Origin of the sequence: Sutcliffiella horikoshii (assembly GCF_002157855.1) — a bacterium.
GTDB classification, from domain to species: domain Bacteria; phylum Bacillota; class Bacilli; order Bacillales; family Bacillaceae_I; genus Sutcliffiella_A; species Sutcliffiella_A horikoshii_C.
In genome coordinates, this window is sequence record NZ_CP020880.1 from 2,555,710 (window position 1) to 2,582,044 (window position 26,335).

General features: G+C 40.8%; 30 protein-coding genes and 1 riboswitch. Of the genes, 2 read left to right on the forward strand and 28 right to left on the reverse strand.

What is annotated here, in order from left to right; genetic code table 11:
- Positions 1-80 precede the first annotated feature (80 nt).
- The 3 genes from B4U37_RS13145 to B4U37_RS13155 all read right to left on the reverse strand — a co-directional run bounded on the left by B4U37_RS13145 (position 81) and on the right by B4U37_RS13155 (position 1,946).
- Positions 81-509, reverse strand: a complete 429-nt coding sequence (locus B4U37_RS13145) for a hypothetical protein (protein WP_088018600.1) — start codon at positions 507-509, stop codon at positions 81-83.
- Between the two features lie 89 nt (positions 510-598).
- Entirely contained in the window at positions 599-1,177 is a 579-nt protein-coding gene (gene scpB / locus B4U37_RS13150) for an SMC-Scp complex subunit ScpB (RefSeq protein WP_088018601.1), read from the reverse strand.
- Positions 1,164-1,946 carry a segregation/condensation protein A gene (locus B4U37_RS13155; RefSeq protein ID WP_088018602.1) on the reverse strand — a complete coding sequence of 261 codons (783 nt, stop codon included), beginning with the start codon at positions 1,944-1,946 and terminating at the stop codon, positions 1,164-1,166. The genes scpB and B4U37_RS13155 overlap by 14 nt, the downstream gene beginning before the upstream one ends.
- Before the next feature lie 118 nt (positions 1,947-2,064).
- Here B4U37_RS13155 and B4U37_RS13160 point away from each other — a divergent pair, with 118 nt between their 5' ends.
- On the forward strand, positions 2,065-2,583 hold the full coding sequence (locus B4U37_RS13160) for a DUF309 domain-containing protein (protein WP_088018603.1): 519 nt from the start codon (positions 2,065-2,067) through the stop codon (positions 2,581-2,583).
- 244 nt (positions 2,584-2,827) lie between these two features.
- Here the strand turns inward: B4U37_RS13160 and B4U37_RS13165 are convergent, their stop codons facing one another.
- The 6 genes from B4U37_RS13165 to B4U37_RS13190 all read right to left on the reverse strand — a co-directional run bounded on the left by B4U37_RS13165 (position 2,828) and on the right by B4U37_RS13190 (position 7,779).
- Positions 2,828-3,190 carry a GNAT family N-acetyltransferase gene (locus tag B4U37_RS13165; protein WP_010194428.1) on the reverse strand — a complete coding sequence of 121 codons (363 nt, stop codon included), beginning with the start codon at positions 3,188-3,190 and terminating at the stop codon, positions 2,828-2,830.
- A 155-nt stretch (positions 3,191-3,345) separates the two neighbouring features.
- Positions 3,346-3,810 (reverse strand): 6,7-dimethyl-8-ribityllumazine synthase, encoded by a 465-nt coding sequence (gene ribH, locus B4U37_RS13170; protein ID WP_010194425.1) that lies wholly within the window; start codon positions 3,808-3,810, stop codon positions 3,346-3,348.
- Positions 3,811-3,843: 33 nt separating this feature from the next.
- Positions 3,844-5,046, reverse strand: coding sequence for a bifunctional 3,4-dihydroxy-2-butanone-4-phosphate synthase/GTP cyclohydrolase II (locus B4U37_RS13175; RefSeq protein ID WP_088018604.1), 1,203 nt, complete (start codon positions 5,044-5,046; stop codon positions 3,844-3,846).
- Positions 5,047-5,060: 14 nt separating this feature from the next.
- A complete protein-coding gene (gene ribE / locus B4U37_RS13180) occupies positions 5,061-5,714 on the reverse strand; it encodes a riboflavin synthase (RefSeq protein ID WP_088018605.1) in 654 nt (217 codons plus the stop codon).
- A gap of 4 nt (positions 5,715-5,718) precedes the next feature.
- Positions 5,719-6,822: a bifunctional diaminohydroxyphosphoribosylaminopyrimidine deaminase/5-amino-6-(5-phosphoribosylamino)uracil reductase RibD gene (gene ribD, locus B4U37_RS13185; RefSeq protein ID WP_198317025.1), complete on the reverse strand. Its 1,104-nt coding sequence runs from the start codon at positions 6,820-6,822 to the stop codon at positions 5,719-5,721.
- Between the two features lie 137 nt (positions 6,823-6,959).
- Positions 6,960-7,110, reverse strand: a riboswitch (FMN riboswitch).
- Positions 7,111-7,338: 228 nt separating this feature from the next.
- Complete coding sequence (locus tag B4U37_RS13190) at positions 7,339-7,779, reverse strand: peptidylprolyl isomerase (protein WP_060667024.1); 441 nt, start codon at positions 7,777-7,779, stop codon at positions 7,339-7,341.
- A 687-nt stretch (positions 7,780-8,466) separates the two neighbouring features.
- Here B4U37_RS13190 and B4U37_RS13200 point away from each other — a divergent pair.
- Complete coding sequence (locus B4U37_RS13200) at positions 8,467-9,921, forward strand: IS1182 family transposase (RefSeq protein ID WP_088018488.1); 1,455 nt, start codon at positions 8,467-8,469, stop codon at positions 9,919-9,921.
- Between the two features lie 242 nt (positions 9,922-10,163).
- Here B4U37_RS13200 and lysA read toward each other — a convergent pair whose 3' ends face one another.
- The 19 genes from lysA to spoIIM all read right to left on the reverse strand — a co-directional run bounded on the left by lysA (position 10,164) and on the right by spoIIM (position 26,272).
- Positions 10,164-11,489, reverse strand: a complete 1,326-nt coding sequence (gene lysA, locus B4U37_RS13210) for a diaminopimelate decarboxylase (protein WP_088018608.1) — start codon at positions 11,487-11,489, stop codon at positions 10,164-10,166.
- 222 nt (positions 11,490-11,711) lie between these two features.
- Positions 11,712-13,172 (reverse strand): spore germination protein, encoded by a 1,461-nt coding sequence (locus B4U37_RS13215; RefSeq protein ID WP_425444081.1) that lies wholly within the window; start codon positions 13,170-13,172, stop codon positions 11,712-11,714.
- The gene (gene spoVAEA / locus B4U37_RS13220) at positions 13,135-13,752 is read right to left on the reverse strand and encodes a stage V sporulation protein SpoVABEA (protein WP_280524609.1); all 618 of its coding nucleotides are present in this window, start codon (positions 13,750-13,752) and stop codon (positions 13,135-13,137) included. Before spoVAEA ends, B4U37_RS13215 begins: the two co-directional genes overlap by 38 nt.
- Complete coding sequence (gene spoVAE, locus B4U37_RS13225) at positions 13,753-14,103, reverse strand: stage V sporulation protein AE (protein ID WP_010194401.1); 351 nt, start codon at positions 14,101-14,103, stop codon at positions 13,753-13,755.
- On the reverse strand, positions 14,103-15,113 hold the full coding sequence (spoVAD, locus tag B4U37_RS13230; RefSeq protein ID WP_088018609.1) for a stage V sporulation protein AD: 1,011 nt from the start codon (positions 15,111-15,113) through the stop codon (positions 14,103-14,105). Before spoVAD ends, spoVAE begins: the two co-directional genes overlap by 1 nt.
- Positions 15,114-15,125: 12 nt before the next feature.
- Complete coding sequence (spoVAC, locus tag B4U37_RS13235) at positions 15,126-15,584, reverse strand: stage V sporulation protein AC (protein WP_088018610.1); 459 nt, start codon at positions 15,582-15,584, stop codon at positions 15,126-15,128.
- 14 nt (positions 15,585-15,598) lie between these two features.
- Complete coding sequence (locus B4U37_RS13240) at positions 15,599-16,021, reverse strand: stage V sporulation protein AB (protein WP_088018611.1); 423 nt, start codon at positions 16,019-16,021, stop codon at positions 15,599-15,601.
- On the reverse strand, positions 16,011-16,631 hold the full coding sequence (locus tag B4U37_RS13245; RefSeq protein ID WP_088018612.1) for a stage V sporulation protein AA: 621 nt from the start codon (positions 16,629-16,631) through the stop codon (positions 16,011-16,013). Before B4U37_RS13245 ends, B4U37_RS13240 begins: the two co-directional genes overlap by 11 nt.
- Positions 16,632-16,757: 126 nt before the next feature.
- Complete coding sequence (gene sigF, locus B4U37_RS13250) at positions 16,758-17,513, reverse strand: RNA polymerase sporulation sigma factor SigF (RefSeq protein WP_010194391.1); 756 nt, start codon at positions 17,511-17,513, stop codon at positions 16,758-16,760.
- Between the two features lie 12 nt (positions 17,514-17,525).
- Positions 17,526-17,966: an anti-sigma F factor gene (gene spoIIAB / locus B4U37_RS13255; RefSeq protein WP_010194390.1), complete on the reverse strand. Its 441-nt coding sequence runs from the start codon at positions 17,964-17,966 to the stop codon at positions 17,526-17,528.
- Entirely contained in the window at positions 17,966-18,316 is a 351-nt protein-coding gene (gene spoIIAA / locus B4U37_RS13260) for an anti-sigma F factor antagonist (protein ID WP_060667032.1), read from the reverse strand. The genes spoIIAB and spoIIAA overlap by 1 nt, the downstream gene beginning before the upstream one ends.
- 131 nt (positions 18,317-18,447) lie before the next feature.
- The gene (locus tag B4U37_RS13265; protein WP_088018613.1) at positions 18,448-19,611 is read right to left on the reverse strand and encodes a D-alanyl-D-alanine carboxypeptidase family protein; all 1,164 of its coding nucleotides are present in this window, start codon (positions 19,609-19,611) and stop codon (positions 18,448-18,450) included.
- Between the two features lie 623 nt (positions 19,612-20,234).
- On the reverse strand, positions 20,235-21,539 hold the full coding sequence (locus tag B4U37_RS13270) for a pyrimidine-nucleoside phosphorylase (protein WP_148966798.1): 1,305 nt from the start codon (positions 21,537-21,539) through the stop codon (positions 20,235-20,237).
- 32 nt (positions 21,540-21,571) lie between these two features.
- Positions 21,572-22,387, reverse strand: a complete 816-nt coding sequence (locus tag B4U37_RS13275) for a purine-nucleoside phosphorylase (protein ID WP_088018614.1) — start codon at positions 22,385-22,387, stop codon at positions 21,572-21,574.
- A gap of 13 nt (positions 22,388-22,400) precedes the next feature.
- On the reverse strand, positions 22,401-23,585 hold the full coding sequence (deoB, locus tag B4U37_RS13280; RefSeq protein ID WP_010194379.1) for a phosphopentomutase: 1,185 nt from the start codon (positions 23,583-23,585) through the stop codon (positions 22,401-22,403).
- Between the two features lie 215 nt (positions 23,586-23,800).
- Complete coding sequence (gene xerD, locus B4U37_RS13285) at positions 23,801-24,691, reverse strand: site-specific tyrosine recombinase XerD (RefSeq protein WP_088018615.1); 891 nt, start codon at positions 24,689-24,691, stop codon at positions 23,801-23,803.
- A 6-nt stretch (positions 24,692-24,697) separates the two neighbouring features.
- Positions 24,698-24,925, reverse strand: a complete 228-nt coding sequence (locus B4U37_RS13290; protein WP_010194376.1) for a YqzK family protein — start codon at positions 24,923-24,925, stop codon at positions 24,698-24,700.
- Between the two features lie 128 nt (positions 24,926-25,053).
- The gene (fur, locus tag B4U37_RS13295) at positions 25,054-25,521 is read right to left on the reverse strand and encodes a ferric iron uptake transcriptional regulator (RefSeq protein WP_088018616.1); all 468 of its coding nucleotides are present in this window, start codon (positions 25,519-25,521) and stop codon (positions 25,054-25,056) included.
- Positions 25,522-25,630: 109 nt separating this feature from the next.
- Positions 25,631-26,272 carry a stage II sporulation protein M gene (gene spoIIM, locus B4U37_RS13300; RefSeq protein WP_088018617.1) on the reverse strand — a complete coding sequence of 214 codons (642 nt, stop codon included), beginning with the start codon at positions 26,270-26,272 and terminating at the stop codon, positions 25,631-25,633.
- Positions 26,273-26,335: the final 63 nt, after the last annotated feature.

Consider the following 26,335-nt stretch of genomic DNA (forward strand, 5'->3'; position numbering starts at 1 on the left):
CAGTTTCTACTACGTTACGTTTCTAGAGATAAAAGTATTACTAGTAATGCTAGAATGTACTTTAAGCTTGGCCTACTTCATTAAGAAGGTTGCGCTAAAAATTGAAGTGGCGAGGAAAGTTTATAGGTACCTTGATTGTGAAGGCCTTCAAAGATCTCTCTTACTTTAGGAATATTCACTCCTTCAAAATAACCCGCAAGCTCCTCTGGCGTATTAATATAGATTCGTTTTCTTTGACGAAAACTTGGGTTTTTAATTAAACAAGTAATGGCTACCAAATCTTTAAAGGTAATGTTCTTTTCACCAATCTCGAAAATAGGATCTGTCTGTCCACTCAGAGTTGGGATGTACTCCGAAAAGTTTTCATCATAATACCGAATATACAGTACATGTAATGTTTTTTCTTGCCCATCATCTTCAAAAGTCACTTCAGAGCGGTTGAAAAAATCCTCAGAAGTATTGGGTTGCGCCTTTTCTAATTCATACCCTCTACAATTTATTATACGCATACAGTCACTCCTACCTGCTAATCTGTCATAGGGGCTTTCTATTAATAGCCTCCCATACTACTATTTTACCATAAGAGGATTAAATAATCTTAAGATTCAAATGTTTCTTGAAACTTTTCAAAGAACAGATCGGCTTCTTCATCCGTTTCTTCCATATTTACAGATAGCGGCGGCAGTTCTTTTATATCTTTCAGCCCGAAATAATCAAGGAATTCCTTGGTCGTTCCATAAAGAATGGCCCTTCCTGTTCCTTCCGCCCTGCCGACTTCTTTCACTAAGGCCTTTGCTGCCAATGTTTGTAGCGGCCTTTCACTTTTCACACCACGAATACTCTCTACTTCCGTCCGCGTAATCGGCTGCTTATATGCAACTATCGCTAATGTTTCGAGTGCTGCTTGTGAAAGTGTTTGGGAAGAAGGCGATTCTACCAGCTTTTTCAGATAAACAGAATGCTCTTTTTTAGTAGTCAATTGATACGTTCCTGCAAGTTCTATGAGGGTGATTCCCCTCTCTTTCTTTTGATAACCTTTTTTCAACTCATCTAAAATATCCATTGCGACATGTTCCTCAACTTCTAGAACATTTGTAAGTTCCTTAAGTGTGAGGCCTTCGTCTCCTGCTGCAAAAAGGAGGCTTTCTACAATCGCTTTCCAATTAATAATAGCCACTTTCTTCGTTTTCTCCTTCCTTATAAGACACATATATATCCGAGAAATTGTTATCCTGTTCCAAAAGAATACTGTTCTTTTTCAAAAGCTCAAGTATTGCCAAAAATGTCACCACAATATACTCTTTGCTTGATTCTGGGAATAGCTCATAAAAATGCTTGCGTCCCTTGAATTGACGCAAATCCTGGATCAGTTCTTCCATTCTCTTCTCTATCGGAATCTCCTGGCGTGTAATCCTCGTTTGCATCGGTTTCTGTATTTTTTTCCTACGCATTAGTTTCTGCAATGCACCGAGCATATCATATAAGGAAACATCGAGTTTGACTTCTTCTGGCTTTACTTCCTTCATGAGCCCACTCAAATCACTTGGTGGCTTCGTGAAGAGATGGCTTCGTTCTTCTTCCATTTCTTTTAAATCATCCGCCGCCTCTTTATATTTTCTATACTCAATTAGACGATTCATTAATTCTTCTCGAGGATCCTCTTCAAATTCGGTAAATTCATCTTCCTCGTCTAAGATTTCCTCATCATTCTTCGGAAGCAACATTTTGCTTTTAATTTCAATAAGGGTCGCCGCCATGACAAGATACTCACTTGCAACATCTAACTGAAGTTCTTTCATCGTATGTATGTATAATAAGTATTGCTCGGTAATTTGAGCAACGGGTATATCATATATATCAATTTCCAACCTGTTAATTAAATGTAATAATAAATCCAAAGGGCCTTCAAAGGCCTCTACTTTCACATTGTATTCCTGCACAATCATTCATCCACCTAACATAAACATCAAACTATACAATAGTATAGAGTATTGCGGCAAGATTTTATAGGGTTTTCATGATTATGTTAAAATATTATTAGAATTGTATTAAGGAGGAAATCCTTTGTATCCAAAAGCTTACCTTGATTATTTATATCATTTTCATTGTGATAGAGATTATTTTGAATGCCATGAAGTACTTGAAGAATATTGGAAAGAAAAAGATGCGGGTGAGCGCGAAATTCATTGGGTCGGCCTCATCCAAATAGCAGTTGGCCTTTACCATCATCGCAGGGGGAATTTAAGGGGAGCATTGCGGATGCTTCGAAATGCCTGTCGGATTATCGGCAAGGAGTCGGCAGCGATTAATGCGTTGGGGCTTGATAGTGGGCGGTTGGTTAAAATTCTAGAAGAGCGGATAGATTGTGTGACCAATCAAGAACCCTATGCGAGCATGAATTTACCGATAGCAGACCCTGAGCTGCAGCTTTCTTGTGATGCTATGGCTCAGAGCGCGAGTAAAGTATGGGGAGCATCCAGTGATTTGCTTGATGGTTCATTGGTGAATAGGCATACTTTGCGCGACCGATCTGATGTAATTGAGGAACGACAGAGACAGCTGGAATTGCGGAGGAAGGGATAGGACGAGAGTGGGAATGAACATGAGCCGGAGAGGCGGTGTCGAAATTTGACTTTTATTGCCGAACGGAATGTATTTAGTGCATTTCGGCTCGTATTTTCATTTTTTGGACAGTATTTGCTCTAGTTCCGCTCGTATTTTATTTCATCGGACTTTCCGGACCTGTATGATAGACAAAAAAACACCTCCACAACACAAAAACGACGTGCTTTCACAAAGAAAGCCGTCGTTTTTCTCATATATGCAGTTATTCACTGCATTCATTTTCATTTAAATCACATTTTTCAATAAATGCAGTAGTATATTGGGTTGTTTTGACTGCTTTGTTTGGATAAGTTTGCGTGAGCGCTACAACCATTCTTTTACCAAATCCTTGCCCACGGTGGGAAGGGATGACACTGATATGTTGAATGGTGAAGCTTTCCTCTTCCAACTCGATACCAATCAATCCGATAATATCGTCTTCCTTCCAAAGGAAAAGCTGCCAGTTTTCTTTCTCTTCGTAGTCTCTCATCGATTGCTGTAATTTCTTCAGCTCTTTTTCAGTTGGCATAAAGGACATAAGACCCATAGCAATTTTCTCAAAGCTCTTCTTATAACGAATTAACATAAATTACCCCTCATTATCGAAAAAACTTTCATAAGTATAACTACAAGTAGTATAGGAAATTAGATGAAAAATGTTCCTATTTGAAAGATTTTCTTACTCTTACGTATACATTCTATCCAAACAAAGCTTTAAAGTACACCTTTTTAAAATAAATCTTAAAATTCGCGTAATAAATTGGCCATCTCAATGGCAGCCGCAGCAGCTTCCCAGCCTTTGTTACCAGCTTTTGTTCCTGCTCTTTCGATAGCCTGTTCAATGGTTTCGGTTGTAAGTACACCAAAGATTACCGGAATACCCGATTGCATGGAAGCTTGAGATACTCCTTTTGCCGCTTCGTTACATACATAGTCAAAGTGAGGTGTAGATCCGCGAATAACTGTCCCAAGGGTAATTACTGCATCGTACTTACCAGAGTCGGCCATTCTTTTTGCAACCAATGGGATTTCGAATGCACCAGGTACCCATGCTACGTCCACTTGTTCTTCTTCTACCCCGTGTCTTTTAAGTGCGTCTTGTGCTCCGCCTAGAAGCTTGCTTGTGATGAATTCATTGAATCTGCCTACTACGATTCCTACTTTAAGTCCTGTTCCAACTAAATTACCTTCAAATACTTTCGCCATGTTTAGTTCCTCCTAATTTCGTTTTCACTATTATTAAAAATGTAACATATGCCCTAATTTTGAATGTTTGGTTTTTAAGTAACTTTCATTTGCTTCTTTGGTTGGCATCTGGAGTGGTACGCGGTCTACTACCTCTAACTCGTAGCCCTTCAATCCTGCAATCTTTCGAGGATTGTTAGTTAGAAGTTTCATTTTAGATACTCCAAGGTCTCGTAAAATTTGCGCTCCAATACCGTAATCCCGCAGGTCCGCTCCAAAGCCGAGCTTCTCGTTAGCTTCGACGGTGTCGTACCCTTCTTCTTGCAACTTATAAGCACGCATCTTATTTAACAAGCCAATGCCTCTTCCTTCTTGTCTCATATAAAGAAGCACGCCATTGCCTTCCTTCTCAATTTGTGCAAGTGCCGCATGAAGTTGCGGGCCGCAATCACATCGATTGGAACCAAACACATCCCCTGTCAAACATTCAGAGTGAACGCGGACAAGTGTTGGAGATTCAGGATCAATATCTCCTTTTACCAATGCAATATGTTCTTTTCCATCCACAACGTTTGAGTAGCCTACAGCACGGAAATCACCGAATTCAGTTGGAAGTTTAATTTCCACTTCCCGTTGAACCAACTTGTCTTTACGGTTACGGTACTGAATCATATCTTTAATGGTAATCATTTTTAAATCAAATTTGTCGGCAATTTTTCTTAGTTCGGGTACACGTGCCATGGATCCATCTTCGTTCATAATTTCACAGATAACACCTGCCGGATAGGAGCCGCTCATTAACGCCAAGTCTACTGCTGCCTCTGTATGACCTGCTCTTCTTAACACCCCGCCCTTTTTTGCAACAAGCGGGAAAATATGCCCTGGACGTTTAAAGTCTCCTGCTTTAGATGCAGGTGACAAGAGTTCCAGTATGGTAGTGGAACGTTCAAATGCAGAAATGCCGGTTGTAGTGGACTTGTGATCAATACTGACAGTAAAGGCCGTACCATGGGAATCCGTATTGTGATTCACCATTGGAACAAGGTCCAACTTCTCAGCCAATTCTTCTTGAACAGGAACACAAATCAGTCCACGACCGTGCGTTGCCATAAAATTCACTACAGCAGGTGTCGCCTTTTCAGCTAAAGCAACGAAATCTCCCTCGTTCTCTCTGTCCTCATCATCACAAACAATGATAACTTTCCCTTGCTGTAAATCTTTCAATGCTTCTTCTATCGAATTAAATAATTCACTCATCTTTCTCACCCACCTTATTTAAATCCATGCTCTTCTAAAAATAATGCAGACATACTAGATTTACTTGAAGGAGTTCTATTCTTCTGCTTTAAAAGATGTTCCATATATTTTGCCAACATGTCCACCTCAATATTGACAAGATCACCTTTCCCTTTTCCACCAAGGATTGTTTCATTTAAAGTGTGGGGAATGAGGGAAATAGTAAAGCTGTTATCTGTTACTCCGAAAATGGTCAGGCTTGTACCATCAACCGTTACGGAACCTTTAAGCATGAAATATCGTGAAATAGTATCCTCTACAGTGATGGTATAGTAGACCGCGTTGCCCATTCTTTTTTTATCTTGAATGGTCCCTATTCCGTCCACATGCCCACTGACAAAATGCCCACCAAATCTTCCATTTGCAATCATTGCTCTTTCTAGGTTCACCTTAGAGCCAGCATTTAATGTCTTAAGCGAGGTTGCACGTATCGTTTCAGGCATAACATCTACTGTAAATCGTTTTGAAGTAAACGTTGTAACAGTAAGGCAGACACCATTGACTGCTATACTGTCTCCCAGTTTTACATCCTCTAAAACTTTCTCAGCTTCGATTTCTAGGATAATTGCTTGATCGCCTCGAATGACTTGTTTAATCGTTCCTATCTCTTCAATGATTCCTGTAAACAAGAGATCACCTCCGTTCGTCTAGTTTCGGTGCAGATACAATCTTCAGGTCTGGACCCATTTTGGTGACCTCTTTTATTTCAAGTTCCACCACTTCATCCATTGTTGCAAACCCCTCTCCGCCAACAAGCGTCGGAGCACCTTTTCCACCAATTAGTTTAGGAGCGATATACGTTATTACCTGTTGAATGGCTTTCTCTTTAAGAAAACTGCCATTAACAGTTGCCCCGCCTTCTATGAATAAAGAGGTAATTCCTTCCTCGCCAAGTAAAGAAAGAAGAGCGTTGACCTCTACTTTTTCCATAGGAAGAGTAAGGACTTTTATTCCTTCTTTTTCCTCTAAAGCAGCCACTTTCTCCAAATCCGGTTTAGAGCCTGTGACAATCCATGTAGGAGCCTTTCCATCTGTTAACACCTTAGAATTCAACGGTGTCCTGAGGTGAGAGTCAAGGATGATTCTTATCGGATTTTTTCCGCCATTTGGGAGTCTTGTATCCAGACTTGGATCATCTGCAAGTACTGTCCCAACTCCCACTAAGATCGCATCATGTTGATGACGGTATTGGTGAACATCCAGGCGCGCATCAGGTCCTGTTATCCACCTACTCTCATTCGTGTGAGTGGCTGTTTTCCCGTCAAGGCTCGCAGCTGTTTTCAATGTCACAAAAGGTTTGCCTGTTTTTATATGATGAAAGAAAACTTGATTCAATGCCAAGGCTTCTTCCTCACACACCCCAAGGTCCACTTCTATACCTGCCTTACGAAGCTTTTCGATCCCTTTCCCTGCTACTAATGGATTTGGATCTGTGGAAGCGATAACCACTCTGCTAACCTGAGATTGAATGAGAAGGTCTGAACATGGAGGCGTTTTGCCAAAATGACTACATGGTTCCAGCGTTACATAAACGGTTGAACCATTTGCTTTATCTACACCTGCCATTTGAATGGCATTCACTTCTGCGTGAGCTTCTCCCGCCCGCAAGTGTGCACCAAAGCCAACAATTTCTCCATTTTTCACTACGACACTGCCCACAACCGGGTTTGGAGAGGTTTGACCTGTTGCGCGTTTGGCCAGATCAATGGCAAATTTCATATAATACTGATCCTCCAAAGCAAATCCCCCTCCTGCACTTCATCGATAAAATAATAAAAACCTCTAAGAATATAGCCTTAGAGGTTTGGTTGGATTAAAATTGCGTATAGGAAAATAAACAGTGTTCATAAATGAATTTTCACTGCTTGCAATCTATAATCCTTCTCCCATCCAGACTTTCACTGTCGGCCCTGGAGTTACACCAGATCCACCGCTTTTCTTTTTCAAGAAAACCGGGTCACGGACTAAGAAACATATCGTTTCATCACCGCCGGTAGGGAATTTCACCCACCCCCGAAGGACATTCATATGAAGTTGTATACCATTGTTATTTTAGCATATCTTCCTGATAAGTAAAATTTAAAGTTTCAGATAAGTTTGTTAGACGATAAAAAACCAGTAAATTATGCCCCAAACCATGGACATGGCGAGCAACACGCCTAGTAAAATCCAATTCTTTTTATTCATGATAGGTACCTACTTCCTTTTCTTGTAAAAAAAGAGAGAGCATCTCTGCTCCCACTTTTAAAAGTATTATTCAGCGTCTGTTACTTCTACTTTCTCCATAACGTCGCCATTTTTCATGTTTCTAGCAGTTTCAAGTCCAGAAGTCACTTTACCAAAAACAGTGTGAACACCGTTTAAGTGAGGTTGTGGCTGGTGCACGATGAAGAATTGGCTAGAACCAGTGTCTCTTCCAGCGTGAGCCATGGAAAGGCTTCCTGCTTCATGCTTATGTGGGTTACCTTCTGTTTCACATTTGATTGTAGTGCCGCTACCGCCTGCTCCAGTACCAGTTGGGTCTCCACCTTGGCTTACGAAACCTGGGATAACACGGTGGAATGTTACACCGTTGTAGAATCCTTCGTTAGCTAATTTTTCAAAGTTAGCAACTGTGTTTGGTGCTTCGTTTGGATAAAGTTCGAATTCGATTTTTTCTCCGTTTTCCATAAGTATGTATCCTGTTTTTGCCATTATGAACATCTCCTTGTATCTAAAATTAAAATCAACCAGTTATAATCATACATGATTATAAAACGAAAAGGAAGTCAGATGACCGGTAAAGCTACTATTTCGTCAGTAGATCTCATACGCTGTTGATTTCCGCAAATGGCTTCGCTTTCCATGGGGCGACCTTGAGCCTCCTCGGCAAGCCTGCGGGGGTCCCCACCTAGCGCTATCTCCCCCAGGAGTCTTCGCCTTTTGCTCCAATCAACAGCTAGAAATTACAAGTACGAAACACTATTGGTTTTCAATATATTAGAAAGATAGCTTTTTTAATCCTCCGGTGAATGAAGTAACTTTGTTGATTGTAGTGGAAGGCGCGCAGACGCCCGCGGGAGGAAGGGACAGGTGAGACCCCACAGGCGCAAGCGAGGCCACTGAAAAAGTTCTTAATTTTAGATATTGTTAAGACACCGCTTTTGATTTCCGCAAATGGCTTCGCTTTCCGCGGGGCGACCTTGAGCCTTCTCACTTCGTTGCGGGGTCTCAACAATGTCGCTTCTTCCCCCGCTGGAGTCTACGCCATTTGCTCCATTCAAAAGATAAAAATTGAATGTACAATTCGTACTTAATTAAGCAGAAGAATGTTTAAATTACAACTTTCTTCTGCTTTTTTGTTTTATAATATTTTTATAAAAAGTTTTAGGTGGTATCCAAATGATTTCTAATCAAGAGTCCTTTAACCTTAGCCCATTCTCAGCGATATATGATATCGTAGTCCCCAAAAATAATATGCTTCGTCAAATAAATGAACTAGTAGATTTCTCTTTTATTCTTGATGAACTAAAAACAAAATACTGTTTGGATAATGGTCGTAACGCTATCCCGCCTATTCGTATGTTCAAATACTTGTTGTTAAAATCTATTTATGATTTGTCAGATGTTGATGTTGTTGATCGATCCCAATACGATATGTCATTTAAGTATTTTCTCGAGATGGCTCCAGAAGATCGTGTCATTGATTCAAGTTCATTAACGAAATTTCGAAAGCTCCGTCTTAAAGACGTGGGATTATTAGATATGCTTATAGAGAAGACAGTTGAGATTGCATTAGAAAAAGGAATCATAAAAACCAATACCATAATAATAGATGCCACCCATTCAAAAGCTCGATACAATCAAAAGTCCGCGACTGAATTTCTACAAGAAAAATCAAAAAATGTGAGAAGAGCTATTTACCAGATAGACGAATCGTTAAAATCAAAGTTACCACAGAAGACGACATCTAATGATGTCGAAGAGGAATTAGCTTATTGCCGTAAAGTGATTGATACGGTAGATGAAATCCCGCAAGTTGCTTCTATACCAGCAGTTAGGGAGAAGTTAAATATACTGAAAGAAGTTGTGGAAGATTACACAGAACAAATAAGTTATTCCAATGATCCAGATGCTCGCAAGGGACATAAAACTGCTGACTCCTCTTTTTTCGGATTTAAAACTCATATCGCAATAAGTGAAGAACGTATTATTACAGCTGCAGTTATTACAACAGGTGAAAAAAGTGATGGGAAATACCTTCCTGAATTAATTGAGAAAACCGTAAAAGCTGGGATGGAAGTTGATACAGCCATTGGAGATACCGCTTACTCAGAAAAAAATAATATCTCCTACACAAAAGAGAATAATATAGCACTCATCTCTAAATTAAATCCTGTTATTCAAGGGACTCGTACAAAAGAGGATGAATTTGAGTTTAATAAGGATGCAGGCATGTATGTATGTAGGGCGGGACACCTGGCATTTAAGTTAAGACGACAAGGCAAGAAAAATGTGGCGAAAAACCGACGTGAAACCTATTACTTTGATATCGAAAAGTGTAAGGTCTGTCCTTTCAAAGAAGGTTGTTATACAGAAGGTGCAAAAAGTAGAACATACTCTATTACTATAAAATCAACAGAACATAAAGAGCAGGAGGAATTTCAAAATACCGAAGGTTTTAAAGAAAAGGCGAAATCCAGATATAAGATTGAAGCGAAAAACAGTGAACTAAAGCATAGACACGGGTATGATACAGCCTCCTCCGCGGGTCTATTAGGTATGGAGGTACAAGGTGCCACAGCGATATTCGCTGTCAACCTAAAGAGAATACTAAAACTAATAAATGAAAAATAGTAAAGTACAACGTTTATAGGGCAACTTTTTATCCTTTTCGGAGAAAAAGTTGCCCCTTTTTTTGTGAATCTCATTTCTGAATGTTTTTCATTCAAAAATAATTATAGTTTTTCAGTGGCCTCGGCGCAAGCCGAGGAGGCTCACGGACCGCCCGCAGGCAAGCGAAGCGCCTGGAACGGAAATCAACTGTTCTCTAAAAAAACCCACCCTTGGCAAAAAGGGGGAGCTTTTGTTGGATTGGTTTATTTTGTCAGCTTGGTTTTCGCTTGAAATGGTAAGTCCAGTCTTACCAAGTCTTCGAATGTTTCGCGGCGGATGACTAGTTGAGCTTCGCCGTCTTCTACAAAAACAACTGCAGGCTTTGTAATTCGGTTATAGTTGTTTGCCATTGCATAGCCATATGCTCCGGTACAGAATACCGCAAGATAGTCTTCATGATTGGCTTTAGGTAATGGAAGGTCCCAAATTAACATGTCTCCTGATTCACAGCATTTACCTGCTATCGACACCTTGTCATCTGCCTCATCTTCCACTCTATTAGCCAGTACCGCTTCATATTTTGCTTGATATAAGGCTGGACGGATATTATCTGTCATACCACCATCGATTGCCAAATAATGCCTGATGTTTGGAATCTCTTTTTTAGATCCTACAGAATAGATGGTAGTTCCTGCATCTCCAACCAATGAACGACCAGGTTCAATCCAAATTTCCGGCATTTTCAAGCCATGATCTTTTACAAAGGATTGAACGTCTGTGATGATTTCCTCTACATACACCGAAGCGGGAAGAGGATTGTCTTCTTCCGTATAGCGAATGCCGAATCCACCGCCAAGGTTTACAACACGCGCTTCAAATCCTTCTTTATCGTTCCATAGCTTTAATGTATCAAAAAGTTTGCCGGCAGCAAGCTTAAATCCTGTTGTTTCAAAAATTTGAGAACCGATATGACAGTGAATACCCAGCAAGTCCAAATGAGTTGCATTAGATGCGATCTTCATCGCTTCGTGCGCCTGGCCGCTTTGCAGGTCAAAACCAAATTTGGAATCCTCTTGACCTGTCAAAATATAATCATGTGTATGTGCATTAATCCCAGGAGTAACACGTAGTAGTATTGGCATTGTATATCCATGCTTTTCACAGATGTCCTGAAGCAAAGTCAATTCCAAGAAGTTGTCTACAACAACACAACCAATTTGCTTTTCTACAGCCATTTCAAGCTCTTCTACACTCTTGTTGTTGCCGTGAAAGTGGATGCGATCTACCGGAAAGTCGGCCACAAGTGCCGTATAAAGTTCGCCTCCTGACACGACGTCTAATGATAAGCCTTCTTCTTTTATAAGCTGGAACATAGCAACAGAAGAAAATGCCTTGCTTGCGTATGCTACCTGTGCTTTTACACCAAGATTTTTAAACGTTGTTTGAAAGTCGCGTGCACGCTGTCTAATTAGTGCTACATCATAAACATATAGAGGAGTTCCATAATCGTTTGCAAGCTCAATTGTGTCAACTCCCCCTATTTCTAAGTGTCCTTTTGTGTTTACTTTACTAGTTCCGTGAAAATACATATGCCGTTTCCCCTCGCGCAGTTAGTTTATATGCAACTCTATCTAATACCATATTCTCTATGAGAGTAATATGGAAGTGTTCTAGCCCTATTTTATAAATTTAAGTAAAAGACAGCTAAACAGAATCTTTAGCTGTCTTCAAACTCTTTCATCCTGTACTTAATTAAACTAAACTTTACCACACATGAATGCCTCTATCAAGCGAATATTCTTACTAGTTTGTTATTGAGGCTGCCTGAAACGATTCCTCGGATGAACGATGCTCGGACGGATTTTAGCACCTGGTGTACTTCTCCTTACTAGAATCATGAGCAAAGCTTTTGGACTGAATGGGATAAACGGCCATAAGTAAGGAGTATTCAAAGAACGAGTTCCAGCAAGGAATAATATTAACAATGTCCCCCCGACAATCAATCCTGGGACGTGGAATAATGCAACTAATACTAAAAGCAACAACCGCATTATTTTATTGGCCACACTCAGCTCATAACTTGGGGTTGTAAACGAACCAATTGTCGCTACCGAAACGTATAGAATAACTTCTGGTACGAAGAGCCCTACATCAATGGCAATTTGTCCAATCAATACTGCCGCGATTAACCCCATCGCAGTGGAAAGGGCGGTAGGTGTATGAATCGCTGCCAGTCTTAGAAACTCCACTCCAATATCAGCAAGAAATATTTGAAAGACCACAGGAATATTGGATTCTTCATTTGGTCCAATAAAACTAATTTGCTCTGGAAGTAGACTTGGTTCCAAGATCATTAAAAACCAAAGTGGCAGAAGGAACAAGGAAGCAAAAATGCCGCAAAAGCGGACCCAGCGAACAAAAGTACCAACTGCCGGGGACTGTCGATATTCCTCTACATGCTGCACATGATGGAAGAAAGTAGTAGGAGTAATAATGACACTTGGCGAAGTATCTACCATCACAATGACGTGCCCTTCCAGCAGATGAGTTGCTGCAATGTCAGGCCTTTCTGTGTAACGTACGAGCGGGTATGGGTTATAGCCTTGTTTCACAATAAACTCTTCTACTGTTTTATCCGCCATCGTCAGCCCATCAATATCGATATTTTTCGTTTCTTTTCGAACAATATCAACCAGGTCTGGGTCTGCTACATCTTTTATGTACGCCAGACAAATGTCTGTTTTTGACCGTTCACCGACTTGGAAAATTTCATAACGCAATCTCTCATCCCTAATTCTTCTACGAGTGAGTGCCGTATTAACAATAATATTCTCTACATATCCGTCCCTTGCTCCCCTTACCACTTTCTCCGTATCAGGTTCTTCAGGAGTACGTCCCGGGTATGAACGAGTATCAATGACAAAACCGCTGTGTTCCCCTTCTAGCAAAATAACAACAAGGCCACTGAGCACTTGGTCGACCACTTCATCCATATACTCAATGTTATTCACTTGCTGGTTTACCAACCGATTATGAACAATCTCTTTTACCTTATATGTCTTCTTTTCAAAGTCATTAACATGAAGCAATTCTTCCATAAGTTCGATTATAAACAGCGTGTCACAAAGTCCGTTAACGTAGTAAAGATTTAACTCCTTGCCAAGTACGGTGAACTTCCTTACGCCAAGGTCAAAGCTGACATCAAGTCCTACTTCGTCTTTAAAGAATTTTTCATTATTCGTCAGCTTCGGTGATATCGGTACTTTTTCCATTCCATTGTGAGACATCATACCCATTCCTCTCTAAAATGATTTCGACCGCTTTGCTGGTAATGGGAGCTCCTCGTTTTACATCATCTCTCCTTGCCATCTTGCCTATATCGCCAATTCCGACAATAAGCGGAAAATGCAATTCATCTAAACAATACACGGTATCTCCATTTATTCTTCCAATATCCATTTCCTGTATTCCACTTTTATCAACTCCATGAGAGGAGACTTGAAGATCACGATCAACCGTCACGTGCACTCTTGTCCATTCCGATTGATGTGTCTTAGAAGCAACGGCGATTACGCCTAATACTTCAATCTGTTCATGAGTAGCCACATAACGAAGTGCTCGCTCACCTGAACCCTCCCCAAGAAAACCGCTGTCATCAAACATTACAAAAACGGGTTCACTTTTCGCCTGCAATATTAGCTGCACTAACTCCTCCCCACTAAGCAGGGTAGGATTGCCAAAGGAAGCAGAAATACATCTGCCACCATAGTGTTTAGCAACAAGCTGTATTGTTTTCTTGGCATACACATCTCCATCCGTTATTAAGATGACCCGTTTTGTAATCACATCCATCTACCCTTTCGGTTTAAAGATAAGTGCGGCGATAAAAGCAAATAGAATGGCAGCTGAAATTCCCGCAGAAGTTAACTCGAATATTCCCATCCCAATCCCGATAAAGCCATGTTTCTCTGATTGGTGCATCGCACCGTGTAGTAATGAATGACCAAAACTTGTTATCGGGACGGTTGCACCTGCACCTGCAAAATCAATCAGCTTATCGTATATCCCAAAACCGTCCAGGATCGCCCCAGCTACAACGAACGAACTCATCACATGTGCAGGTGTAAGCTTGGCAAAATCCAGTAATAGTTGCCCAATAACACAGATCAACCCACCAACCACAAAAGCTATTAGATATTCCATTAAGGTCCCACCCTCTCTAACACAACGCCATGGGCGATCGTTGGAATCGATTCCTTTTGCTGAATCATGGTAGGGCTTAGCAGTGCTCCTGTGGCAACGACAAGGACTTTCTTGATCATTCCGGTCATTAGTTCATTAATGAGATGGGCATAGGTTACGACCGCACAACATCCACAACCGCTTCCGCCTGCAAAAACCTCCTGATCTGGCCTGAAAATCATCAAACCACAATCACTATGTTTAACGGTGATATCATAGCCTTCTTCTTTTAAAAGCTCTTTTAAAATAGGACTTCCGACACCTGAAAGGTCACCTGTGACAATCAGGTCATACGTGTCGGGATTTACATTTAAATCTTGAAAATGTGCTTGAATCGTATCAGCTGCTGCAGGAGCCATGGCAGAACCCATGTCAAATGGGTCTGTGATGCCAAGATCTATCACTCTTCCTATGGTCGCTGAGGAAATACGGATTGGGCTTGGTTGTTTGCTGACAAGTGCAGTTCCAGATCCCGTCACAGTGAAAGTTGCGGAATCAGGTTTTTGCCCTCCATATTCAGTTGGATAACGAAACTGCCTTTCTGCAGTGGCATTGTGACTGCTGGTGGAGGCAAGTACCCTATTGGCAAAACCACCGTCAACTAGAGCTGCTCCCACTGCTAATGTTTCCATCGAGGTGGAACAAGCTCCAAACATGCAAAGGAATGGAATTTGATGATGCCGAGCCACATAATTAGCCGTTACATTCTGGTTAAGCAAGTCTCCTGCAAGAAAAAAGTCAATGTCCTTGTATTCCAGGTTCACCTTCTCCAGACAAGTTTGAACAGATTGTTCCATCAACCGTCTTTCGGCAAGTTCCCAATTATCTTCCCCGCAGTGAAGCTCATCGTACGTTTTATCAAATAAAGATCCGAGTGGCCCTTCCGCTTCTTTAGGTCCAACGGCGGTTCCTGTGGAACTAATATAAATTGGTTGTTCAAAAACCCAACTTTGTTTTCCTGTTAGTCGCACTATTTTTACCCCCTAACCAGTAAAACTCATATTTAATAAATACCTGATCATGCCTACTACATAGGCCGCCACTACTCCAAATACGATGACACTGCCTGCAAGCTTAAACATATTTGTCGCTACTCCAAGGACAATTCCTTCGCTTCTGTGTTCCATAGCCGCACTTGTCATGGAATTTGCGAAACCGGTCACAGGTACAGCAGAACCGGCACCAGCAAATTGACCAAGTTTATCGTAAATCCCAACGCCTGTAAGCAAGGCTGAAATTAAAATCAGAGTAGCTACCGTAGGGTTTCCGACATTTTCTTCATTGAAATTAAACACCGTCATGTAAAAGTTTTGGATACCCTGCCCTATCAAACAGATCAGCCCTCCTACAAGAAAAGCCTTCACGCAATTGATAACGTAAGATGGTTTAGGCTGGAATTTTTTTATGTTATTTTTATAATTATCTTTAAGCTTTTCACTCATGATTACCGGCCTCCTTATAGATTGACAAACACCAACCAGTGATATAATGATCCTATTATTTTCCCGAACACGATGGCCATTAGAAGAATGGCCATTTGACCGTCAACCCCAATTCTTTTTGCCAATATCGGCAATACATTCAGCACTTCCGTCAAGGCTGCAGCAAGCAAACCGACAAATACCCCACAAAACAAACCAATCGGTATGGCCAGAATAGAAGGTAGATGAAAAGCGACACTGTTTAAACTAATCCAACTTCCGAACAACGCCCCCCCTATCACACCCCATTCATAGCCATAGACAAATTTTGTTGTCTTAGTCAATTGTGTTAACCTCGGGATGATTCCAAGCACAGCAAGAAACGCAACAAAGCCTGAACCAACAGCAAGCCCCCCGGCCAACCCGAGAAATACGACAAATACAATATTAATCGTCATCAATGTTCTTCGAGCTCTCCTTGTTTTCATGCATGATTACATATTGATCAAGGTCTTGCTGATAGTTGAACATTTCCACTTCAAGGGGGCTAGGCTCTTCATTAATTCGTTTACGGAATACATGATTGAAAAATAAAATCATCCCTAAGCCCAAACCAATAGAATAGGGAATCTGGAGAAGAAGCGGCTTGTCATCCTCAAGGCCAGTGATGGTTTTAAAAATCTTTTGATGGACGATCCGCATGCTGACATCCTCATGAAAATTCATGATAGCAAGTGCAGCGCCCAGAAAAAGAAGTAGCCAAACCCCAATAAAAAACATTGGACGAAATCGCTTTTTCTTATACACCACTTCCACAATTGTCTGTGCAGGTCCAAAGGTTTGAATATCCAATTCGCTGTCTACTTTCCTTATCTCTTTAATTATCCGTATAACATCCAACACGACGATGGATTTATCACTCATGTTAATTTGATGTATAGAAATGTTCCGAACCTTATCCAATGTTTCCGTACCTGCAACCAACTGTGCGACATCTTCAATTTTTATCATTTGATTTGGACGAGCTTGAATCCGATGACGAAGGCGAACATATAGTGATTTATCCATCTTCCAAACACATCCTGCCAAAAAATATTGTATATGTAGTATGGATTAGTGGGAGATTTACCATGCAAAGGAAAAAAGAACACCAAGAATTACCACGTTTTCTCCAACAAAAAAACCGTACGGACATCATTCATCCATACGGTCTTTCATTTGTTGCAATATTTTCTTTTCCAATCGACTCACCTGCACCTGGGAGATACCAAGGCGCTGTGCGACTTCCGTTTGTGTCTGATCCTTATAGTAGCGCAAATACACTATTAATTTCTCCCGTTCATCAAGCTCTTCAATGGCTTCTTTCAAAGCAATCTTATCGAACCAGCGATGCTCGGAATGATCAGCAATTTGATCCAAAAGCGTAATAGGATCTCCATCATTTTCATAGACAGTTTCATGAATCGAGGACGGTGCACGTGCAGCCTCTTGAGCTAAGACCACTTCTTCCGCCGTGATCTCCAAGAATTCTGCTATTTCATTAATGGTCGGCACTCTGCCATACCTTTTGGATAACTCATCTTTTGCTTTTCTGATCTTGTTCGCTACTTCCTTTAACGAGCGGCTAACCTTTACACTTCCGTCATCCCTAATGAATCGCTGGATTTCCCCGATGATCATTGGAACGGCGTAGGTGGAAAATTTTACGTCATAGGAAAGATCAAACTTATCCACTGATTTTAATAGACCGATGCAGCCTATCTGAAACAGGTCGTCAGGTTCATAACCTCTGTTCATAAAGCGCTGAACCACCGACCAGACAAGCCTCATATTCTTTTGCACAATTGTATCGCGTGCTTCTTGTTCGCCAGATTGACTTCTTTTTATCAGTTCTTTTACTTCATGATCTTTTAGGTATGTTTGTGTTTGGTTCTTGACCTCAACATCCATAGGGTTAGCTCCTTAATTACAAAGCGCTTTGCTCTTAGCTAAATACTTGGTCATACGGATTGAGGTGCCTGTTTCTCTAGATGAATGAATTTCTACATAATCCATAAAGTTTTCCATGATGGTAAACCCCATACCAGAACGCTCGAGCTCAGGCTTAGTAGTATATAACGGCTGTCTAGCTTCCTCTACATCATCAATACCCATACCTTCATCCCTGATGGTGATATGGACAGCTCCGTCTTCTAGTTCGACAGAGATGTAAACAGTGGCGTTAGGGTCGTTGTCATAACCATGAATGATCGCATTTGTCACTGCTTCTGAAACGACTGTTTTGATCTCAGTCAATTCATCCATGGTCGGGTCCAATTGCATGATGAAAGCCGCTACAGTTACCCTTGCGAACGATTCATTTTGGCTAAGGGCAGAAAATTGAAGGTTCATGTGATTTTTCATTATGCCACCCCCAATTTTTGCAGGGCGTTTTCTTCACTTTCTTCTAAACGGATAATTTTGAATAGCCCGGACATTTCAAACAGACGCTTTACAGCAGGTGAAATAGAACAAACCACCATTTCTCCCCCATTATTTTTAATCTGTTTATAACGGCCCAAAATGACACCGAGCCCTGAGCTGTCCATGAAAGACAACTGTTCCAAATTTAAAATAATATGAGTGATCTGATGTTTTTCAATTATAGCTGTAGCTTGGTTACGCAAATTTTCAGCTGTATGGTGATCCAATTCTCCTGCTAAACGTACGCAAAGAACATTTTGTTTGACTTCCAAATCAACGGTAAGACTCACTGCACTTTCCCCCTTGTGGAAACTTTGTTCAGTGAGTCAATTTCTATATTCTATCTCCGTTTTCCTGCCTACAGACAAAACTAGTGTTTATTCGCTAAAAAAACAGGTTCTATTTTGGTGGTAATTTGAAATTAACCTAACTTGGAAAAGTGACCCATTGAACGTTTGAAGAGCTGCCACCAACTTGCTTCGTTACTGTCTTTTGCAGCTACAAGATCACTTTCAGAAAGAATTTCTCCGCCTTTTTTCAAGACAATCTTTCCTACTTTATCCCCTTTTTTCACAGGTGCTTTCACATTCTCATTTACTGTAATCTCTTTCTCCACGTCATCTGTGTTTTCACCTTTTTTGGTCAGCACTGAGATTGGCTCGCTTGTAACAGCATCTACTTCTTTTTCAGAACCTTTACTGATTTCTACTCTTCCAACCGCTACGTTTCGCTCATACATTGGGTGTGTTTTGTATTGACTGAAAGCAAAATCCAGCATATTCGTGATCTGCGCATTTCGGTCTTTCGGTGTTGGCGCGCCAAAAACAACTGCAATCACACGCATATTGTCTTTTTTGGCAGTAGCAGTTAAACAATATTTTGCTTCTTGAGTAAATCCTGTTTTCAAACCATCTACACCAGGATAGAATCTAACAAGTTTATTTGTATTGACCAACCAGAATTTCTTTTCTGAATCTTGTCGGAGATAGTCTTCATATTGTCCAGTATATTTAGTAATGCCTTCATACTTTAATAGTTCTTTCGCCATCACAGCCATGTCGTTTGCCGTGCTGTAATGATTCTTAGCCGGTAAACCTGTTGGGTTTTGGAATAGTGTGTTTTCTAGCCCAAGTTCTTTCGCTTTGGCATTCATTCTATCTACAAAAGCAGCTTCTGATCCTGCAATACGTTCTGCCATTGCTACAGAAGCATCGTTTCCTGAAGCTATCGCAATACCGCGAAGCATTTCATCTGTAGTCATTTCTTCGCCAGGCTCGAGGAAAATTTGCGAACCTCCCATAGAGGCTGCATATTCACTTGTCCTGATTTTCTCATCCCAAGTAAGTTCACCTTTATCAATAGCTTCCATAATAAGGAGCATCGTCATGATTTTTGTCATACTTGCCGGGGGCAATTTTTCGTGTCCATTCTTTTCATACAACACTTGACCGGTGTCGCGTTCAATCAATATAGCAGATCTCGCATTTTCCGTTAGTTGAACACTCTTTTCTTCCGCCCCTACAACAGGACTAAATGCGGAAAAAGTAAAAGCAATTGCAATTATTGCAGTAATAAACTTTTTCATCCTTAGACCTCCATTCATATTCCTACTTCACATTTTTTCCAAAAAAATATGTTTTATACTAAGTATTGGTAATGGAGGGAAATAATTTTATCGGAACAAAAATGCACTTACCGTCACGTCGGGTAACTGCCAACAGTCCCAGATACTTCAAAATATTGGCCGGACTTTGTCTTTCCTCTTCACCCTCTAACGAATGGAGGACGATGAAGCCACCTCTCTTGCTATTCTTTGTCACTCAGGTCTTTATACCGCTATGAGGACTTCTCTCCTCCTTTTTCCTGGTCACTCAGGTCTTCATCACCGTTATGAGGACTCCTCTCCTCCGTTTTCCTCGTCACTCAGGTCTTCATCACCGCTATGAGGACTCCTCTCCCCCGTTTTCCTGGTCACTCAGGTCTTCATCACCGTTATGACTCCTCTCCTCCTTTTTCCTCGTTACTCAGGTCTTCATCACCGCTATGAGGACTTCTCTCCTCCGTTTTCCTCGTCACTCAGGTCTTCATCACCGCTATGAGGACTACTCTCCTCCGTTTTCCTCGTCACTCAGGTCTTCATCAAGATCTAAAAAAAATAAAAAACAGCCCCACCAAATATGGCAGGGCCGCTCTCCAATATATTCTCAATTATTCAGAAATCGTATCATATACAAGTGGTGGAACTTTAACGTCGCCATTTACCACTTTGATGCTCTCATATAATGCTTCTTTTACTTTTGTCAGATCTTCCTGGTTACTGTGGATCGTTGCAAGGGATTCGCCTGCTTCCACTTTGTCACCAATCTTTTTACGCAGAACAATTCCTACTGCGAGATCTATCTCAGAGTCTTTTGTTGCACGGCCAGCACCAAGCAACATAGCTGCAGTTCCAACAGAATCAGCCACAATCTCAGATACGACACCAGCTTCTTTTGCTTCAAGCTCCACAACATGCTTTGCTTGAGGCAATTTCTCCGGATTATCCACTACTGAAGCGTCTCCACCTTGTGCTTCTAAGAACGTTTTTAATGTTTCAATTGCTGCTCCAGAACGGATAACTTCTTCCAGCATTCCACGAGCTTCTTCCAATGTAGAAGCTTTTTCTGCTAAAAGAACCATGTAGCTACCTAACTCCAAGCAAAGTTCTTCTAAATCTTCAGGACCTTCGCCACGCAAAGTGTCGATAGCTTCTTTAATCTCCAATGCATTACCAATCGCAAATCCAAGTGGTTGACTCATATCAGAAATAACGGCCATTGTTCTGCGTCCCACATTGTTCCCGATATCAACCATTGCTTTTGCAAGCTTTTTCGCTTCATCCAAGTCTTTCATGAATGCACCGGCACCAGTTTTTACGTCCAGTACAATTGCGTCTGCTCCAGCAGCAATTTTTTTGCTCATGATAGAGCTTGCAATCAACGGAATGCTGTTAACAGTAGCTGTTACATCACGTAATGCATAAAGCTTTTTGTCGGCAGGTGTCAGGTTACCACTTTGTCCGATAACAGCTACTTTATTTTTGTTTACGTAGTCGATAAATTCTTGATTGTCGATTTCCACGTGGAAGCCTGGTACGGACTCAAGTTTGTCAATTGTTCCACCAGTGTGACCAAGGCCACGTCCACTCATCTTAGCAACAGGAACGCCAACAGCCGCTACTAGTGGTGCAAGCACCAATGTAGTCGTGTCGCCAACTCCGCCCGTACTGTGCTTATCAACTTTGATACCTTCGATAGCAGATAGGTCAATGGTGTCACCGGAATGTACCATTGCCATTGTAAGGTCTGCGCGTTCTTGGTCACTCATTCCTTGAAAGAAGATGGCCATGGAGAAAGCACTCATTTGATAGTCAGGAATGGATCCGTCTGTGAATCCGCTTACGATGAATTGGATTTCTTCTGTTGTTAGTTCTTTTCCGTCACGTTTCTTTTGTATAAGGTCTACCATTCTCATGCCGAAACACCTCTTATTTTCTATAAAATAAATTACATACCTTTAACAATTGTTTTAACGAATTGAAGGAAGTTTGCTTTTACCATTTCTGTTGTTTCCATAACTTCGTCGTGCGTTAATGGCTGGTCAAGGATTCCCGCGGCCATGTTGGAGATGCAAGAGATTCCAAGCACTTTCATGCCGCTATGACGCGCAACGATTACTTCCGGCACAGTGGACATTCCAACTGCGTCTCCACCAAGAGTACGAAGCATTCTTACTTCTGCAGGTGTTTCATACGAAGGACCTGTGTTCCCAACGTAAACTCCTTCTTGTACCTTAAGACCAATCTCTGCTGCTACATCTTTAGCCAATTTACGAAGCTGCTTGCAATAAGGCTCTGACATATCAGGGAAGCGTGCACCAAGCTCATTGTTATTCGGTCCAATAAGCGGGTTTGTTCCCATGTTATTGATGTGATCAGTTAAAATCATTAAATCTCCTGCTTCAAAGCTTTCGTTCACGCCTCCAGCAGCATTAGTTACGATTAATTTCTCCACACCAATATACTTCATCACACGAACTGGGAATGTCACTTTTTCCATTGCATAGCCTTCATAGAAGTGGAAGCGTCCTTGCATGGCAATAACAGTTTTCCCTTCCAATTCTCCGATTACCAGTTGGCCTGCATGACCCTCGACTGTTGATACTGGAAATTCAGGAATCTCTGTGTATGGAATCACAACAGGGTTTTGTATTTCTTCTGCTAACACACCAAGTCCAGACCCAAGGATTAGGCCGATTTCAGGTTTGTTAGATAATTTCGCATTGATATATTCAGCTGATTTTTTAATAGCATCTAAATTCATTTAGTAATTCCTCCTAGTTCAAATCTTGTAAAAAGCTTTTTCCGTGCTTTGGCATTCTTGTATTAAAGTTGTCCGCAATCGTTGCGCCGATATCAGCAAAAGTTTTACGGATATCTAACTGCTTTCCTTCTTTATGTTGAGGAGAGTATGCTAGTAATGGCACATATTCTCTCGTGTGATCTGTTCCTGGTGCTGTTGGGTCGTTACCGTGGTCAGCAGTAATAATCAATAGATCATCTTCTTTTAAGTTGGCGAACACATCTGGAAGGCGTGTATCATATTCTTCCAATGCTTTTCCATATCCTTCTGGATCTCTTCTGTGACCATATACTGCATCAAAATCAACCAAGTTTAAGAAACTGATACCAGTAAAGTCCATAGCTGTTGTTTCCACCAATTTGTCCATTCCGTCCATATTAGAGACCGTGCGAAGTGATTTTGTCACTCCCTCCCCATCATAGATATCGGAAATTTTCCCGATGGAAATAACATCAAAGCCACTGTCTTTCAATTCATTCATAACTGTACGTTCAAATGGCTTTAATGCATAATCATGACGGTTGGATGTACGTTTCCAGTTCCCTGCTTCCCCAACAAACGGGCGTGCAATAATACGACCTACCATGTACTTTTCATCCAACGTTAATTCACGTGCAATTTTACAAATATCATATAATTCTTCAATAGGAACAACATCTTCGTGTGCTGCAATTTGAAGAACAGAATCTGCAGAAGTATAAACAATCAATGCTCCTGAATCGACGTGTTCCTGACCAAGTTGATCAAGAATTTCCGTTCCGCTCGCAGGAATATTCCCGATGATTTTTCGGCCTGTACGTTCTTCTAGTTCGTTGATAAGCTCATCTGGAAATCCGTCAGGGAATACACGGAAAGGTGTATCAATGCGCAAGCCCATAATTTCCCAGTGGCCTGTCATCGTATCTTTTCCGCTTGATGCTTCTTCCATTTTCGTGAAAAATGCTAATGGCTTTTCTGCTTTTGGTACACCCTTCACTTCTTCAATATTGCTAAGACCAAGCTTAGCCATATTCGGCATGTTAAGTCCATTCATGTGTTCTGCAATATGCCCTAAAGTATCGGCACCTTTATCACCAAATTTTTCAGCATCTGGTGCTTCACCGATTCCAACAGAATCCATTACAACTAGAAAAACTCTTTTATATGTATAAGAACTCATTTTATAACCTCCTACGAACTTTCGATCTGTTTTCACCTCTTGTATTTTCCCCTTTTTCACTTAGGATAGTCATACAAGAACGCACTTCTACTTGTCAGAAGTCTGACCTCTGATTCTAGTATAAACAAGCGCTTTCAAAGTTGCAATTAAAATGATTAAAAAAAGACTGTTCAGACAGTTCGAACAGCCCTTTATCCTGTTCCCGCCAAATGATTTTATGCTCTTGGATGGAACATCGAGTAAACATCCTTCATGCGGGTTTTCGTGACATGTGTGTAAATTTGGGTGGTTGAGATATCGGCATGTCCTAGCATCTCTTGGACTGCACGAAGATCTGCCCCATTTTCTAGTAGATGTGTGGCAAAGGAATGTCGCAACGTATGAGGTGTCAATTCCTTTTCAATACCGGCTTCCTTCGTTAACTTTTTTAATATTTTCCAAAAGCCCTGCCTTGTTAAACGGTTACCATAAAGATTCACAAATAAAGCATCCGTGGTCTTCTTTTTTAACAGTTGACTTCGACTTTCTTCTATATAATTGGTGATGGCATTTTGGGCCATTGTTCCAAGCGGAATAATTCTCTCTTTGTTTCCTTTTCCAACACATCGAACAAAACCCATGGTTAAATGAACATCGCTAAGATTCAGGGATATCAGCTCAGAGACACGCATACCTGTTGCGTATAATAGTTCCAACATCGCTTTATCGCGCACGCCAAACACTTTGCTTGTATCCGGCGAATCTAGTAATGCTTGCACCTCTTCTACAGACATCACCTGCGGAAGCTTTTGTTCTTGTTTAGGACGGTCTATATGTACTGTCGGGTCTTGAGTTGTGACCTTTTCCCTTAATAAAAATTGATGAAATGAGCGTATGGAGGCAATATGTCTGGCTATTGTTTTGGACGATTTCCCATTTTCCGTAAGAAACTTTAAAAACTGTATAATGGTAGATCTTGAAACTGCATCCAACGAAGATATTTCCTCTACTTTACTTAAATATAAAAGATAAGACTTTAAGTCCCGTTCGTAGGAAACAACTGTGTTTGATGCCAGGCCTTTTTCGACTACTAAAAAATGAATAAAATCTTTTAATTGATCCTGCAATACCCTCTACTCCCCGTAATGATAAAAGAATACCAAGCGCTGCAGCCAGCCCTCATCCCTTTCTTCTACCATTTTTGTCACTTTCACCGCTGCCCCTTCAGGCTCATCATAACGGTGATAATTCTGATATTCTTGATTAATCCACATTATTCCATAGTAAAATAAGACCGTACAACCGGTAAATAAAATAAATACTTTAAATGTATTATAGCATGAATCTATAATATTCTTCATAAAAGTCAACCTCCAACCATGCAAGTTATCCCAATAAACTTGTCTTTATTAGAAGGTATGACAAATTAAAGAAGAATTATACCTTTAAATCCAAAATAAAAACCTTTCCCATCTATATTGGAAAAGGTTTATGTATTCTCTTCTTCCGATTGTTCATCAGGATCTTGGCAACGATGGCAAATGCCATGAAAGGTTAAACGGTGGTCCTTTATTTTGAAGTTCCAATCACGTTCTACGATTGCTTCCACATCTTCTAGTAGATCGTCTTGAATCTCATCAACCGCACCACACTCTATGCAAACTAAATGATGATGGAAATGCTTAGCACCTTCTTGTCGAAGATCATAGCGTGATACCCCATCGCCAAAATTTATTTTATCAACAATTTTCAGTTCCGTCAGTAATTCCAATGTTCGATATACAGTAGCTAGTCCAATCTCAGGTGACTTTTCTTTCACGAGGAGGTATACATCTTCCGCGCTCAAATGGTCCTCTTCATGTTCCAGCAAGACTCGGACTGTTGATTCTCGCTGAGGAGTTAGCTTATAGCTTGCGGAATGCAGTAGCTTTTTTATGCGATCTATCCTATTTTCCATTTCGTTCCCTCCCTCGCTTTACCACTTTATTTTATCGAAAGCGCAGGGAACTGTCAAAGAAAAAAATAATCATTATAAATAAGTGAAAATAATCATTATTATTTTGGCATCATTCTAATATAGAGATCACAGATTTCATGAAGACCGGAGAAGCCAATGCTTCAATTAGTGAAGCACCCACAAGCAGTAAGCAAATCAGTCCCATCGCCATCGTATATCTCATGAACTGTTGAAAAAACGGTTCTTGTATTCTTTTTACAAATTGCTGCCTGATCATCTTTAAGGAAAAGGCCACCGATAAAGTTCCAATGATAATGTATGCAGGGATGGCGATCATATTTTGTGGAAGAATGGCCACAAAAGAAAAAAGGAACCCTTTCCAGCTTAGTTGATTTACTAAAAACCCCACGGTAAATCCGACTACCACACCTTTTAAAAAGAGTAGGATCAAAATAACCGGTAGCCCAATAATGGATATGCCGAGCACCCACATCAAAAGAACGTATTTAATGTTATGAAAATAACTCTGAAAGAATATGTCTTTGGAGCTTGCAAACTGTCCTTCTTCCACCTGTCCAAAGAAGCGGCTCAAATAAACAAAAAGATCTTGTTTTTGTGAAAAGTTCATGCTATTGACCACGATGGCCCCGAAGATTACTCCCATGAAAAAAAGCACCACTATAAACAAATATAGAGAGGAGTGTTCTTTTATATGCCCTAGTAAAATAGTAAACCGCGACTGTTTTTTCATCCCTCTTCCTCCTATCACTCTCTTACTAGAGTGTATGATAGAGGTGGGGAAGTATGACTTGTT

Excerpts from the sequence above, each read along its gene's own strand:
- B4U37_RS13145 (WP_088018600.1), bottom strand. The coding sequence starts at position 509 with ATGCGTATAATAAATTGTAGAGGGTATGAATTAGAAAAGGCGCAACCC.
- B4U37_RS13155 (WP_088018602.1), bottom strand. The coding sequence starts at position 1,946 with ATGATTGTGCAGGAATACAATGTGAAAGTAGAGGCCTTTGAAGGCCCT.
- B4U37_RS13165 (WP_010194428.1), bottom strand. The coding sequence starts at position 3,190 with ATGTTAATTCGTTATAAGAAGAGCTTTGAGAAAATTGCTATGGGTCTT.
- ribH (WP_010194425.1), bottom strand. The coding sequence starts at position 3,810 with ATGGCGAAAGTATTTGAAGGTAATTTAGTTGGAACAGGACTTAAAGTA.
- B4U37_RS13175 (WP_088018604.1), bottom strand. The coding sequence starts at position 5,046 with ATGAGTGAATTATTTAATTCGATAGAAGAAGCATTGAAAGATTTACAG.
- B4U37_RS13190 (WP_060667024.1), bottom strand. The coding sequence starts at position 7,779 with ATGGCAAAAACAGGATACATACTTATGGAAAACGGAGAAAAAATCGAA.
- B4U37_RS13200 (WP_088018488.1), top strand. The coding sequence starts at position 8,467 with ATGATTTCTAATCAAGAGTCCTTTAACCTTAGCCCATTCTCAGCGATA.
- lysA (WP_088018608.1), bottom strand. The coding sequence starts at position 11,489 with ATGTATTTTCACGGAACTAGTAAAGTAAACACAAAAGGACACTTAGAA.
- B4U37_RS13215 (WP_425444081.1), bottom strand. The coding sequence starts at position 13,172 with ATGGAAAAAGTACCGATATCACCGAAGCTGACGAATAATGAAAAATTC.
- spoVAEA (WP_280524609.1), bottom strand. The coding sequence starts at position 13,752 with ATGGATGTGATTACAAAACGGGTCATCTTAATAACGGATGGAGATGTG.
- spoVAE (WP_010194401.1), bottom strand. The coding sequence starts at position 14,103 with ATGGAATATCTAATAGCTTTTGTGGTTGGTGGGTTGATCTGTGTTATT.
- spoVAC (WP_088018610.1), bottom strand. The coding sequence starts at position 15,584 with ATGAGTGAAAAGCTTAAAGATAATTATAAAAATAACATAAAAAAATTC.
- B4U37_RS13240 (WP_088018611.1), bottom strand. The coding sequence starts at position 16,021 with ATGACGATTAATATTGTATTTGTCGTATTTCTCGGGTTGGCCGGGGGG.
- B4U37_RS13245 (WP_088018612.1), bottom strand. The coding sequence starts at position 16,631 with ATGGATAAATCACTATATGTTCGCCTTCGTCATCGGATTCAAGCTCGT.
- sigF (WP_010194391.1), bottom strand. The coding sequence starts at position 17,513 with ATGGATGTTGAGGTCAAGAACCAAACACAAACATACCTAAAAGATCAT.
- spoIIAB (WP_010194390.1), bottom strand. The coding sequence starts at position 17,966 with ATGAAAAATCACATGAACCTTCAATTTTCTGCCCTTAGCCAAAATGAA.
- B4U37_RS13265 (WP_088018613.1), bottom strand. The coding sequence starts at position 19,611 with ATGAAAAAGTTTATTACTGCAATAATTGCAATTGCTTTTACTTTTTCC.
- B4U37_RS13270 (WP_148966798.1), bottom strand. The coding sequence starts at position 21,539 with ATGAGAATGGTAGACCTTATACAAAAGAAACGTGACGGAAAAGAACTA.
- B4U37_RS13275 (WP_088018614.1), bottom strand. The coding sequence starts at position 22,387 with ATGAATTTAGATGCTATTAAAAAATCAGCTGAATATATCAATGCGAAA.
- deoB (WP_010194379.1), bottom strand. The coding sequence starts at position 23,585 with ATGAGTTCTTATACATATAAAAGAGTTTTTCTAGTTGTAATGGATTCT.
- B4U37_RS13290 (WP_010194376.1), bottom strand. The coding sequence starts at position 24,925 with ATGAAGAATATTATAGATTCATGCTATAATACATTTAAAGTATTTATT.
- fur (WP_088018616.1), bottom strand. The coding sequence starts at position 25,521 with ATGGAAAATAGGATAGATCGCATAAAAAAGCTACTGCATTCCGCAAGC.
- spoIIM (WP_088018617.1), bottom strand. The coding sequence starts at position 26,272 with ATGAAAAAACAGTCGCGGTTTACTATTTTACTAGGGCATATAAAAGAA.